Annotated in this window: 12 protein-coding genes; 3 read left to right on the top strand and 9 right to left on the bottom strand. The window is 64.3% G+C overall.

Features of this window, described 5'->3' with window-relative positions; all coding sequences use genetic code 11:
• Positions 1-5 precede the first annotated feature (5 nt).
• Positions 6-1,493 (top strand): exodeoxyribonuclease VII large subunit, encoded by a 1,488-nt coding sequence (gene xseA, locus GC127_RS21905; RefSeq protein ID WP_151979564.1) that lies wholly within the window; start codon positions 6-8, stop codon positions 1,491-1,493.
• A 5-nt stretch (positions 1,494-1,498) separates the two neighbouring features.
• Here the strand turns inward: xseA and GC127_RS21900 are convergent, their stop codons facing one another.
• Complete coding sequence (locus GC127_RS21900; protein ID WP_008280471.1) at positions 1,499-2,278, bottom strand: IclR family transcriptional regulator; 780 nt, start codon at positions 2,276-2,278, stop codon at positions 1,499-1,501.
• Positions 2,279-2,389: 111 nt separating this feature from the next.
• Between GC127_RS21900 and GC127_RS21895 the strand changes: the two genes are divergently transcribed.
• Complete coding sequence (locus tag GC127_RS21895; protein ID WP_151979563.1) at positions 2,390-4,516, top strand: malate synthase G; 2,127 nt, start codon at positions 2,390-2,392, stop codon at positions 4,514-4,516.
• Positions 4,517-4,528: 12 nt separating this feature from the next.
• Entirely contained in the window at positions 4,529-4,951 is a 423-nt protein-coding gene (locus GC127_RS21890) for a heme-binding protein (RefSeq protein ID WP_151979562.1), read from the top strand.
• Here GC127_RS21890 and GC127_RS21885 read toward each other — a convergent pair.
• From GC127_RS21885 to miaA, 8 genes are all read right to left on the bottom strand, one after another.
• Positions 4,948-5,397 (bottom strand): CoxG family protein, encoded by a 450-nt coding sequence (locus tag GC127_RS21885; protein ID WP_081506618.1) that lies wholly within the window; start codon positions 5,395-5,397, stop codon positions 4,948-4,950. The two genes, GC127_RS21890 and GC127_RS21885, sit on opposite strands and share 4 nt — an antisense overlap.
• 29 nt (positions 5,398-5,426) lie before the next feature.
• Positions 5,427-6,194: an XdhC family protein gene (locus tag GC127_RS21880; protein ID WP_151979561.1), complete on the bottom strand. Its 768-nt coding sequence runs from the start codon at positions 6,192-6,194 to the stop codon at positions 5,427-5,429.
• Complete coding sequence (locus tag GC127_RS21875; RefSeq protein WP_151979560.1) at positions 6,191-7,372, bottom strand: VWA domain-containing protein; 1,182 nt, start codon at positions 7,370-7,372, stop codon at positions 6,191-6,193. The genes GC127_RS21880 and GC127_RS21875 overlap by 4 nt, the downstream gene beginning before the upstream one ends.
• Positions 7,369-8,247, bottom strand: a complete 879-nt coding sequence (locus GC127_RS21870; RefSeq protein ID WP_151979559.1) for a MoxR family ATPase — start codon at positions 8,245-8,247, stop codon at positions 7,369-7,371. Before GC127_RS21870 ends, GC127_RS21875 begins: the two co-directional genes overlap by 4 nt.
• A 67-nt stretch (positions 8,248-8,314) precedes the next feature.
• A complete protein-coding gene (locus tag GC127_RS21865) occupies positions 8,315-10,732 on the bottom strand; it encodes an aerobic carbon-monoxide dehydrogenase large subunit (protein WP_008280464.1) in 2,418 nt (805 codons plus the stop codon).
• Positions 10,729-11,223, bottom strand: a complete 495-nt coding sequence (locus GC127_RS21860) for a (2Fe-2S)-binding protein (protein WP_008280463.1) — start codon at positions 11,221-11,223, stop codon at positions 10,729-10,731. Before GC127_RS21860 ends, GC127_RS21865 begins: the two co-directional genes overlap by 4 nt.
• Positions 11,224-11,235: 12 nt before the next feature.
• On the bottom strand, positions 11,236-12,090 hold the full coding sequence (locus GC127_RS21855; protein ID WP_008280462.1) for a xanthine dehydrogenase family protein subunit M: 855 nt from the start codon (positions 12,088-12,090) through the stop codon (positions 11,236-11,238).
• A 137-nt stretch (positions 12,091-12,227) separates the two neighbouring features.
• On the bottom strand, positions 12,228-13,115 hold the full coding sequence (miaA, locus tag GC127_RS21850; RefSeq protein ID WP_151979558.1) for a tRNA (adenosine(37)-N6)-dimethylallyltransferase MiaA: 888 nt from the start codon (positions 13,113-13,115) through the stop codon (positions 12,228-12,230).
• Positions 13,116-13,136: the final 21 nt, after the last annotated feature.

Raw genomic sequence — 13,136 nt, 5'->3', positions numbered from 1 at the left:
CGCGCATGTCCGATCTGATCGACGATCCCCAAGAGGGCGGGAATGCCCCGGAGTTTTCCGTCTCGGATCTGTCGGGGGCGATCAAACGGATGATCGAGGGCGAGTTTTCGCATGTGCGGGTGCGCGGCGAATTGGGCCGTATTTCGCGGCCACGGTCGGGGCATATCTATCTGGACCTCAAGGACGATTCGGCGGTGTTGGCTGGGATCATCTGGAAAGGTGTGGCCACGCGCCTTGCGGTGCAGCCCGAAGAGGGGATGGAGGTGGTGGCCACGGGCCGTTTGACCACCTTCCCCGGTCAATCGCGCTATCAGATCATCATCGAGGATATGAAGCCAGCGGGCATGGGCGCGCTGATGGCGATGTTGGAAAAACGCAAGGCGGCGCTGGCGGCGGAAGGGCTGTTCGCGCCTGAGCGCAAGCAGGCGCTGCCCTATCTGCCGGAGATCATCGGGGTTGTCACATCGCCCTCGGGCGCGGTGATCCGCGATATTCTGCACCGGCTGCGGGATCGGTTTCCGCGCAAGGTGCTGATTTGGCCCGTCGCCGTGCAGGGTGACAAATGTGCGCCGGAGGTGGCGCGGGCGATCCGGGGGTTCAATGCGATGACGCCGGGGGGCGCGCTGCCCCGCCCTGATTTGATCATCGTGGCGCGCGGTGGTGGATCGGTCGAGGATCTGTGGGGGTTCAACGAGGAAATCGTGGTGCGCGCGGCGGCGGAAAGTGCGATTCCGCTGATCTCTGCCGTGGGCCATGAGACGGACACCACGCTGATTGATTTCGCCTCGGACAAGCGCGCGCCGACGCCGACGGCGGCGGCGGAATTGGCGGTGCCGGTGCGGATGGACCTTTTGGCCTGGGTTGAGGGGCAGGGCGCGCGGCTGAGCCATGCGCTGAGCCAAGGGGTGCGTTTGCGCGGTCAGCGGTTGCGCGATCTGGCGCGGGCCTTGCCACGGGCCGAGGTCTTGCTGGATGGGCCGCGGCAACGGCTGGACGCCTTGGGCGAGCGCCTGCCTGCGGCGCTGATCCGGTCGGTGCAGGTGCGGCGGGTGCATCTGTCAGAGACGGCGGGGGCGTTGCGCCCGGCGCTGTTGCGGCGGGCGGTTGAAGGGGATCGGCGGCGGTTGCAGGCGACGGCGGCGCGGCTGAATGTGCATGCGCTCAACCGCGATATTGCGCAGAAGCGGCGCGATTTGGATCAGGTCTCGGCGCGGTTGTCGGATGTGGCGGGGCGGCAGGTGCGGGGCTGGCAGGATCGGCTGGCGGCGCTGGAGCGGTTGCGCGAGACGCTGGGCTACAAGGCTACGCTGAGCCGTGGCTATGCGGTGGTGCGCGGCGACGGGGCCGTGATGACGACACGGGCGGCGGCAGCAGGGGCGGCGGCGCTGCAGATTGAATTTGCCGATGGCGTGCTTGATGTGTCGGGGTCGTCCGCCGCTGCGCCCAAGCCCAAGCCCAAGACCCCGCCCGCGGGGCAAGGCAGCCTGTTCTGACGGGGTCAGTCCGGTTTTTGCCCGCCAATGCGCTGGGTGAGTTCGGCTGCGGCCTCGGCGACTTGACGCCCGACGGTGTCGAGCCGGGCATCAGGCAGACGTGCGGCCAGACCCGAGACCGAGATGGCGCAGACCGCTTCGGCCTGTGGCGACCAGACCACGGCGGCCAAGCAGCGTAAGCCCGTCACATGTTCCTCGTCATCGAGTGCAAAGCCTTGGGCGCGGATGCGTTTGATATCGACCATGGCTGTGGTCAGGCTGCGGTGTGAGCGTTTGGTCATCGGGTGAAACCCGGTGCGGGCCACGAACTCGGCGATATCGGCATCGGGCCATGTGGCGAGAATCGCCTTGCCCATGCCAGAGCAAAAGGCGGGCACGCGCCCGCCGGGGGGCGAGATGGCGCGCATGATTTCGCGGCTTTCGACCTGTGAGAGGGTCACAAGCTCGTCCTGATCGAGAATGCCGAGATTGGCGGTCTCGCGCGTGGCATCGCGCAGGTGGCGCAAGAGCGGCAGGGCCGGGGTGACGAAATTATGCCGCCGGGCAAAGGCGGTGCCAACGGAAAACGCGCCCCGTCCGACATGCCACAGCGCGCGCTCTGAATCGAATTGTGCGAAGTGCTGCAATTCGAGCGTGGTCAGCAGGCGGTGCGTGGTCGAGACCGCAAGACCGGCCAGCCGGGCCAAATCCGACACGCGCGCGCCTTCGTCCTGCTGGCTGAGCAGGTGCAGCAGGCGCAGGGCACGGGCGACGGACTGGACGCCTTGGGATTGGGGATCGGTCATGTTCGGTATACCTTTCCATACAATGGAAAACATTTTTCCCGTTCTTACAAGTCCCGCAGCACTGAAGTAGCTGCAAAACCCGATGATTTCCTGAAATACTGGAGCGATACCATGACCACCTATGTTGACCGTCACGGCCTGAGCGTGGCCGCACCGCTGGCCCGTTTGATCGAAGATGAGGTGCTGCTTGGGCTGAGTGCCGATCAGTTCTGGTCCGGCTATGCCGCGCTGTTGCGGGATCTTGCGCCCAAGAACGCGGCGCTTTTGGCCAAGCGGCGGGAGCTGCAGGTGCAGATTGACGGCTGGCACCGCGCGCGGCGCGGGCAGCAGTTTGATGGTGAAGCGTATCGCGAATTTCTGACCGAGATCGGCTATCTGGTGCCGGAACCGGAGGCGTTTGAGCTGGGCACGCAGAATGTGGATGCCGAGATTGCACAGGTTGCGGGGCCGCAATTGGTGGTGCCGGTGATGAATGCGCGGTTTGCGCTCAATGCCGCCAATGCGCGCTGGGGCAGTCTTTATGATGCGCTTTATGGCACGGATGCGATTGCGGGCCGGGCAGAGGGGCCGGGCTATGATGCTGCGCGGGGCCGCCAAGTGATTGCCTGGGCGCGGGCGCATCTGGACAAGGTGGCCCCCTTGACCGCCGGGTCTTGGGCCGATGTCGCGGCGTTCGAGGTGGACGGCGCGTTGCGTGTTACAGTGGGCGGGCACGTCACGGGGTTGGCTGACGCAGGGCAATTTGCAGGCACTACGGCGGGCGGCAACGTGATGTTGCGGGTCAATGGGCTGATGATCGAGATCGTGATTGACCGGGCGTCGGCCATTGGCCGCGATGATCCGGCGGGAATTTCGGATGTGCGGATCGAAAGCGCGCTGACCGCTATACAGGATTGCGAGGATTCGGTCGCGGCGGTGGATGCTGACGATAAATGCGTGGTCTATGGCAATTGGCTGGGTCTGATGCGTGGCGACCTGCAAGAGCGGTTCGAGAAGGGCGGGCGTCTGCTCACCCGGGCGCTGAACCCGGATGTGACCTATCTTGATCCGCAGGGGAACGAGGTGGTGCATCCCGGACGTGCGCTGATGCTGGTGCGCAATGTCGGGCTTTTGATGACCACTGATGCGGTGCTGCTGGACGGCAAGGAGACGCCTGAGGTGATGCTGGATGCCGCCGTGACGGTTGCGGCGGCGATGCATGATCTGGCGCGCGGTGCAGAGGGCAATTCGCGGGCTGGATCGGTTTACGTCGTTATCCCCAAGCTGCATGGGCCGGAGGAATGCGCCTTTGTCGATACGCTCTATGGGCGGGTCGAAGAGGTGCTGGGCCTGCCGCAAAATACCGTCAAGCTGGGCGTGATGGATGAGGAGCGGCGGACCTCGGCGAACCTTATGGCCTGTATCAAGGCGGTCAAGGATCGCTGTGTGTTCATCAACACCGGGTTCCTTGATCGGACCGGCGACGAGATTCACACCTCGATGCAGGCGGGGCCGGTCATTCCCAAGGGCGAGATGCAAAAGGCCATCTGGCTTGCGGCCTATGAGGCCGGGAATGTCGATGCGGGCCTTGCAGCCGGCATGACCGGGCGCGGACAGATCGGCAAGGGCATGTGGGCCAAGCCCGATGCGATGGCCGATATGCTGGAGGTCAAGATCGGGCATCCCAAGGCTGGGGCGAATACGGCCTGGGTGCCGTCGCCCACGGCGGCGACGCTGCATGCCACGCATTACCATCAGGTGGATGTGGCCGGGCTGCAAGCGGCGCTCAAGGGCCGGGATCGCGCGGCGCGGGCTGATCTGCTGACACCGCCGCTGATGGTGGGGCGCAACCTATCGGGCGAAGAAGTGCGGCGCGAGCTGGACAATTCCTGTCAGTCGATTCTGGGCTATGTCGTGCGCTGGGTCGATCAGGGGATCGGCTGTTCCAAGGTGCCGGACATCAACGATGTGGCGCTGATGGAGGATCGCGCGACTTTGCGGATTTCGTCGCAATATCTGGCCAATTGGCTGATCCACGGGATATGCACGGCGGAAGAGATTGACGCCTCGTTGCGGCGTATGGCACCCAAGGTGGATGCGCAGAACGCGCAAGACCCGGCCTATCGCCCGATGGCCCCTGATTTCGATGGGGCGGCGTTCAAGGCGGCGCGGGATCTGATTTTTGAAGGGGCCAAGCAGCCCTCGGGCTATACAGAGCCGCTGTTGCATGCGGCGCGGCGCGGGGTCAAAGCGGCATAGGGGGAACGGTTTATGCTGACGGTAAAAAGGCTCGATCTGGCGGATGCCGGGGTGCTCTTGGCGGGTGCGCGCGCCAAGGCGGCGGAGATTGGCGTGCCGATGTGCATCGCCATCACCGACGAGGGCGGCAATCTGGTGGCGTTTGAGCGGATGGACGGGGGCAAGGTTACGTCGATCACCATTGCGATCGACAAGGCCTTTACCGCCGCCGGAGCCAAGAAAGCGACGCATGAGTATGGCGAGCTGAGCCAACCCGGCAAGCCCGCCTATGGCATCGCGGCGGCCATTGGCGGGCGGTTGATGGTGGTGGGCGGCGGCCTGCCCGTGGTTGTGGAGGGCGATGTTGTGGGCGGCATCGGCGTAAGTTCGGGCACGCCGATGCAGGACCGCGAGGTTGCGGAGGCTGGTATCGCGGCGTTTCTGGCGGGGCTCTAAACCTCTGCCGGGGCGACCACCTCTTGAAAATTGGTGAAAAACTGAGCGGCGAGCTTTTTCGCCGTGCTTTGAATGAGGCGGCTGCCCAATTGCGCGAGCTTGCCGCCGATGTCGGCGCGGGCATTATAGCGCAGGGTGGTGACGCCGTTTTCTTCGGTCAGCGTCACATCCGCGCCGCCCTTGGCATGGCCCGCAGCGCCGCCATTGCCTTGGCCCGTCAATGAAAACGCATCTGGCGCACCCGAGGTGTCGAGCGTGACCGTGCCGGTAAAGCGTGCCTTGACCGGGCCGATCTTGAGCACGACGCGGGCCTCTAATTCGGTATCGGAATGTTTGATCAGTTCCTCGCATCCCGGAATGCTCTGGCGCAGAATCTCGGGATCGTTCAGCGCGGCATAGACGCGGGATTTGGGCGCATTGAGCGTGATTTCATCGGCGAGGTCCATGGGGGTCTCCTTGATATTTATGGGGAATGTCAGGTCTGGCGCTGGCCCTGGCGGCGGTGCTGGACGATCTGGGCCAGAATTGAGAGCGCGATTTCCTCGGGGGTTACAGCGTTGATCGCAAGGCCCGCCGGGGAATGGACGCGCGCCAGCGTCTCTGGCGTGGCATCGAGCCGCGCGGCGAGGGTTGTGAATTTGCGGCGGCTGGCGACAAAGCCGATATAGTCGGCGTCAGAGGCCAGTGCCGTGCGCAGGGCGTCGAGATCGCCGGCCCCTTGGGTGGCGATGACCACCATCCGCGCATGGTTGGCGGCGGGCAGGGGGCCAGAATCGGGCTGGGTATCGGGTGTGGTGATGTCAAACCCGAAGGGCTGCGCGAGGGTGGCGAGGGCAAGCGCCACAGGCGAGGCACCAAGGATCACAAGTTCGGGGCGAGGCAGGACCGGTTCCACGAAAATCTCCATCGCGCCCTTGCTGGGACAGCCGTTGCGGGCGATGTCGCGGCCCTGATGGTGTTCGCCGGGGGTCAGGCCCTGCGCGGTCAGGTCTTCGTCAGGCTGAATGGAAATGAGGCGCGGCGTGCCTTCGGCGAGGGCGCTTTGGGCGGCGCGGGCCACCGCACCCCGCACGCAGCCGCCACCAATCCAGCCCTCTGATATGGTGCCATCGGCGAGGATCAGCGCCCGTGCGCCGGGTTTGGCGGCAGTGGCCCCCACGGTGCGGATGACCGTGGCAATGGCATAGGGGGTGCGGGCGGCGTTCAGGCGGTGGGTGGCGGTGTTGAGCGTGTCAGAGATCATGTCAGGCGCTCCAGCTGCGGGCCGAGGGCCGCCAGATCGTTCAGCGTCGTGGCGGCGGCAAAGAGATCGAGATGCGGCAGGGCGGCGGCCATGGCGGCGGTGACGGGTGCGTAATCTGCCCAACCTTTCAATGGGTTGAGCCAGATAATCCGCCCACCTCGTTTGCGCAGGCGGATGAGGGCCTCGGTCAGGGCTGCGGGCGCGTCAGTGTCATAGCCGTCCGACAGGATCACCACGACCGTGCGGGAATTGACGCCGTGCCGCGCGGGGCCACGGGCGAAATCTGCCAGCGATGCGCCAATCTTGGACCCGCCGCCAAAGCCATCGGCCAGAAGCGACAGGCGGTTGAGGGCGCGCAGTGGGTCAGGATCGCGCAGCGCGTCCGAAATGCGCACAAGGCGGGTATGAAAGAGCCAGGCATCCGTGGCGTCATCGGCGCGAACAAGGCCGGTGAGAAAGGCCAAAAACACCCGCGCATAGATCGTCATCGAGCCGGAGACATCGCAGAGGGCGACGATCCGCATCTGACGATCCGGGCGTTTCTTGCGCGGGAGTGTCAGGGGTTCGCCCCCGGTGGCAAGGCTGGCGCGGATGAGGCGGCGAAAGTGGATCTTATCGCCCCGATGGGCGGCCCGGCGGCGGCGGGACCGGCGGTAGGCGAGGGATTGCGCAAGGCGGCGGGCGATGGATTCAGCCTCGGCAATATCCTGCGGGCTGACCAGTTTGCGCATGTCGTGATGCATCAGGCTGGCGGTGCGGCTGGCGATGAGCGTGCCGGTGCCGTCGCCATGGGCCGCACCCCTGCCATCGTCGGGGGCGTGGATTTGCCCGCGCGCGGTGCTGTTTTCGCCGCTGGCATCGCGGCTGTTGCGGCTATTGGCATTGCCGCTGCGCTCTGACGGGGCGAATTTCTCGCGCACGCGGCCTGCGTTCAGCCAATAGCTGTCAAAGAGCGCGTCGAACTGGGCCACCTCATCGGCGGTGCTGGCGCAGACTGATTTGAGGGCGCGGCGGGTCTCGTCGGGGTTGGCCGCGTTGATATGGCTGAGGGCTGTAAGGGCTGTTTGTGTCTCGCCCACGCCCAACCGCAGGCCATTGGCGCGCAGATGGGCGATGAAGCCCGCGATACGTGCGGATGGCCCCGGATCGCGGGCGGCAAAGCGGGTGACGCGGCTCATGCGGCTTGCCCTGCGAGGCGTTGCGCCACTTCTGTGGTGATATTGGCGCGGTCCGCTTGGGTCTTGAGCAGGGTCGCAAGCGCGGCTTGCAAGATCACCGGATCATGGGTCAGATCGTTGATGCCAAGGCCCGCAAGAGCCGCGGCGAAATCGAGGGTTTCGGCGATGCCGGGAGTTTTCTCAAGGTCCTCGCGGCGGAGGGCCTGCACGAAGCTGACGATCTGGCGGGTGAGGTGCTGGTCGATCTGCGGACAGCGGCTTTGCAATATTGCAAGCTCTGCGGTGCGGTCCGGGTAGTCGACATGGGCATAAATGCAGCGCCTGCGCAGCGCATCCGAAAGGTCACGGGTGCCATTGGCGGTGAGGATCACCATCGGGCGCGCGGTGGCGGTGAGCGTGCCCATTTCGGGGATGGTGATCTGGAACTCGGACAGGATTTCAAGAAGATAGGCCTCGAATTCCTCGTCGGCGCGGTCGATCTCGTCGATCAGCAGGACCGGCGATTCTGCCTGCCGGATGGCCTGCAACAGGGGCCGCTCCAAGAGGTAATCATCAGAGAAAATCCGCGCTTCCACGCCTGCGCCGGTCTCGCCGCCCTCTGAGGCGGCGCGGATGGCGAGGAGTTGGCGGGGGTAGTTCCATTCATAGATGGCTTGGGCGGCGTCGAGCCCTTCGTAGCATTGCAGGCGGATCAGGCGCGCGGATTTCATCGCGGCCAGCACGCGCGCCACCTCAGTCTTGCCGACGCCTGCAGCCCCTTCCAGCAGGAGGGGCCGCTCCAGTGACAGGGCGATATGCAGCGCCATGGCCAAATCGTCACCTGCGATATAGCCATGATCTGTCATGCCCTGTTGCAGATCGCGCCAGCCTTGCATGCAGTCTCCCTGTTTCTTTTTGGTGCAAATACTCCGGGGGTCCGGGGGCTGGCCCCCGGTCCCGTCCTTAGCCATGCAGCCCGAGGTCATGGGCTGCGCGCCAGATGCGCCAATGATCATGCGGCATATGGCTTTGACGCAGGCCAAAGGGGCGCAGCGCATCATGCACGGCGTTTGAAAAGGCCGGAACACCGCCGACATTCGGGCTTTCACCCACGCCCTTGGCCCCGATGGGGTGGTGTGGCGAGGGGGTTTCCGTATGATCTGTGGTGTAATGCGGCGTTTCCCACGCGGTGGGGATAAAGAAATCCATCAGCGTGCCGGTTTTGACATTGCCCATCTCGTCATAGGCAATTTCCTGTCCCATGGCGATGGCGAGCGCCTCTGTCAGGCCGCCATGCACTTGGCCTTCGATCACCATCGGGTTGATGCGGGTGCCGCAATCGTCGAGCGCGTAGAACTGGCGGATTTGTGTTTCGCCGGTGTCGACGTCAATTTCCATCACGCAGATATAGGCCCCGAAGGGATAGGTCATGTTGGGCGGATCGTAGTAGCTGACCGCTTCGAGCCCCGGCTCGACGCCGGGAATGGCCTGATGATAAGCGGCATAGGCAATCTCGGCCATGGTCTTGAACCGTTCCGGCGCGCCTTTGACGGCGAAGCGGTCGATGTCGAATTCGACGTCATCGTCATGGACCTCTAGCAGATAGGCCGCGATCATCTGCGCCTTGGCGCGGATTTTGCGACCGGCGAGCGCGGTGGCGGCCCCTGCCACGGGGGTAGAGCGGCTGCCATAGGTGCCAAGGCCGTAGGGCGCGGTGTCGGTGTCGCCTTCTTCCACGGTGATCTTATCGGCCGGAATACCGATTTCGGTGGCGAGGATCTGGGCAAAGGTGGTGGCGTGGCCTTGACCCTGAGAGATGGTGCCAAGACGGGCGATGGCCGATCCGGTGGGGTGGATGCGGATTTCGCAGCTGTCGAACATGCCCATCCCAAGGATGTCGCAATTCTTGACCGGGCCGGCCCCCACGATTTCGGTGAAATGCGTCAGACCAATGCCGATCAGTTTGCGGGTTTCGCCGCGTTTGAAGGCCTCGATGCGTTCGGCCTGTTCGGCGCGCAGCCCGGCGTAATCCACAGCCTCGAGCGCCTTGTCCCAGGCGGTGTGGTAATCGCCGCTGTCATATTCCCAGCCAAGCGCTGAGTGATAGGGGAATTGGTCGGCGCGGATGAAGTTGATGCGGCGGAGTTCTGCCGCGTCCATGCCGAGTTCAATGGCCAGTATTTCGATCATGCGCTCGATGAAATAGGCGGCCTCGGTCACGCGGAAGGAGCAGCGATAGGCCACGCCGCCCGGAGCCTTGTTGGTATAGACGCCATCGACGCCCACGTAGGCCACGGGGATGTCATAGCTGCCTGTGCAGATATGAAAGAATCCGGCCGGGAATTTGGTGGGATCGGCGCAGGCGTCGAACGCGCCGTGATCGGCGGTGACATGGCACCAGAGGCCGGTGATCTTGCCCTCTTTGGTGGCCGCGATCTTGCCCTTCATCCAGTAGTCGCGGGCGAAGGCGGTGGCCATCAGGTTTTCCATCCGATCCTCGACCCATTTCACCGGCAGGCCGGTGACGATGGTGGCGACGATCGAGCAGACATAGCCGGGATAAACGCCCACCTTGTTGCCAAAGCCGCCGCCGATGTCGGGCGACACCACGCGGATGTTGTGTTCGTCGATGCCCGACAGCAAGGAGGCCACGGTGCGCACCACATGCGGGGCCTGAAAGGTTCCATAGAGCGTGAGCTTGCCATTCACCTTGTCCATGGAGGCGACGCAGCCGCAGGTTTCCAGTGGGCAGGGGTGGGTGCGGTGGTAATAGATCATTTCCTCGGCCACCACATCGGCGGAGGCTATCACCTCTTCGGTGGTGGATTTATCGCCCTGTTCCCACAGGAAAATATGGTTGGGGTGGCGGCGGGGGCCGTGGGCACCATCGGCACCGGGGACGAGATCCTCGCGCAGCACTGTGTCGGAGTTGAGCGCCTCGAACGGGTCGGTGATGACGGGGAGTTCTTCATACTCGACGTCGACCAGTTCCACAGCGTCGGCGGCAACGTAACGGTCGCGGGCGACGACAAAGGCCACTTCTTGTCCTTGAAAGAGCACCTTGCCATCGGCCAGCACCATCTGTTTGTCGCCCGCAAGGGTGGGCATCCAATGCAGGCCGAGCGGCTCGAGATCCTTGGCCGTCAGCACAGCCACCACGCCGTCAAGCGCCATGGCGGCGGAGGTGTCGATGGATTTCACGCGGGCATGGGCATAGGGCGAGCGCACGAAATCGCCAAAGAGCATGCCGGGCATCTTGATGTCATCGACATAATTGCCCTTGCCTTGGGTAAATCGCGCATCTTCGACGCGCTTGCGGGCGCAGCCGATGCCCTTGAGCTTGGCGGTGCGGTCGTCGCGGTCTGGCGTCAGATCGTTCATTCTGCGGCCTCCTTGGAGGAATTGAGTGTGGCAGCGGCGGCGAGCACCGATTTGACGATGTTTTGATAGCCGGTGCAGCGGCAGAGATTACCCGCCATGCCAAAGCGCACCTCTTCTTCGGTGGGGTCGGGGTTTTCCTTAAGCAGTTGTGCCGCGCGGGTGATCATACCCGGCGTGCAAAAGCCGCATTGCAACCCGTGATGCTCGCGAAACGCCTCTTGCAGTGGGTGGAGCGCATCGGGGCTTCCGAGCCCTTCGATGGTGGTGATGCTGGCCCCGTCTGCCTGAGCGGCAAAGACGGTGCAGGATTTGATCGACCGGTCGCCCATAATCACGGTGCAGGCGCCGCAATGCGAGGTTTCGCAGCCGATATGCGGGCCTGTGATATTGAGGCGTTCGCGCAGGACATGGATCAAAAGCTCGCGTGGTTCTGCCAGCAATTCATGGCGGGTGCCGTTCACGGTGAGGGTGATCTGCATTTTCTTGGACATGGGTGCGTTTCCTCAGGCGCGCGACCAAGCGCGGGCGATGGCGCGGGCAAGGATGATGCCTGCCGCGTGGCGTTTGAATTCGACCGGTCCGCGATTGTCCTCTGACGGGTCGATGGCGGTTTGCATCGCGGTGATTGCGGCGATGACGGCATCTTCGCCGCAGGCGGTGCCGATGAGGGCATTGCCTGCTGCCTCGGCCCAGATGGGCGTATCGGAGAGGTTGGTCATGGCGATGGACGCGGCGGTGCAGTGATCGCCCGAGCGGGTGAGGATCACGGCGGCGGCGGCGGTGGCGTAATCGCCGATCTTGCGTTTCTGTTTCTCATAGGCCTGCCCGCCGGTGGGCGCGTCAAAGCTGACTGCGGTGAGGATTTCGTCATCCTCGCGGGCGGTGAGATAGGCGCTCTCGTAAAATTCCCGTGCGGGGATGGTGCGGCTACCCTCGGGGCCGGTGACGTGGAATGTGGCGTTCAGGCATTGCATCAGGCCGGGCATGTCGTTGCCGGGATCGCCATTTGCGACGTTGCCGCCGACCGTGCCCATGGCGCGCACCTGCGGATCAGCAATCTGAAGCGCCGCCTCGCGCAGGATGGGCGCGTGGGTGGTCAGACCGGCATGAGCGATGATTTCGGCCTGCGTGACCATGGCCCCAAGGGTGATGCGGCTGCCATCCATGGTGATCCCGCGCAGCGCGTCGATGGCTTGCAAGTCGATGAGGTGCGGCACCTCGGCCATGCGCAGCTTCATCATCGGGATGAGGCTGTGACCGCCTGCGATAACACGGGCCTCGTCGCCGTGTTGTTGCAAGAGGGCGAGCGCGGCGGGCAGATCACCGGGGCGGTGATACTCGAATGCGGCTGGAATCATGTGGTCTCCTCCCAAAGACGGGGCCGGGCGGCCTTGGGCGGAATTGGAGAGGGCAGGGGCGATTTGTCGCCTCACAAGTCCTGAAAATCGTGGTTCGCTGCACGAAATGCGAAATGCTTGCACGAAATGCGAGCGTTTCAGGCGGTGAGCGTTTCGGCCTCTATCGGCTGCCATGCCCGCATCCGTGCGCGGAACCATGTGCGCTGGCGTTTGGCATATTGGCGGGTGGCGATGGTGGCGGCTTCGCGCGCCTGATCGAGCGTCATTTCGCCGCGTAAATGCGCGATGAGTTCGGGCGCGCCGATGGCCTTCATCGAGGGTAGGGCAGGGTTCCAGAGGGGCAGATTGGCGCGCACCTCGTCCAGCGCCCCGGCGGCGAGCATGGCGTCAAAGCGGCGGGCGATGCGGGCATTTAACCAATCCTTGTTGGCGGTGATCAAAAGCGGGGTGCAGGCGGTGAGTGGCAGAAGGGGCGGCGGCGTGTCATCCTGCCATGCGGCCAGTCCGTGACCTGTGGCGCGCTGCACCTCCCACGCGCGCTGGACGCGCATGGGATTGCGGGTGTCGATGCGCGCAAGGGTCGTGGGATCAAGGGCGGCAAGGAGTGTGGAAAGCCCGTGTGTGGCCATGAGGTGATCGGCCTCGGCGCGTAATGCGGGTGGGGTTGGGGGAATCTCGGCCAGACCTTCGGTCAACGCGCTGAAATAGAGGCCGGTACCGCCGATGATGATCGCGCGTGCCGGCGTCTGGAGGATTGCTGCCACCTCGCGCAGCCAATGGCCGGTGGAATAGTCGGCCTGCGCGCCGATATGCCCGTATAGGCGGTGGGGAACGGTTGCTGTGTCCTCGGCGCTGGGTCTTGCGCTGAGAATGCGCCAGTTTTCATAGACTTGTAGGGCGTCGGCGTTGACGATGACGCCGCCTTGGGTGCGCGCGATGTGCATCGCGAGCGCCGATTTGCCGCTGGCGGTGGGGCCAGCGATCAAGACGGGGCGGTCAGGGTGGATCTCAACGGGCAGGCTCATAGGCTCCGGTTAGCGCCAATC

It is taken from the genome of Roseovarius sp. EC-HK134, assembly GCF_902498815.1.
Classification (GTDB): domain Bacteria; phylum Pseudomonadota; class Alphaproteobacteria; order Rhodobacterales; family Rhodobacteraceae; genus Roseovarius; species Roseovarius mucosus_A.
The sequence above is the reverse complement of the archived record's forward strand: the minus strand, read 5'-3'. Positions and strand labels throughout refer to the sequence as shown.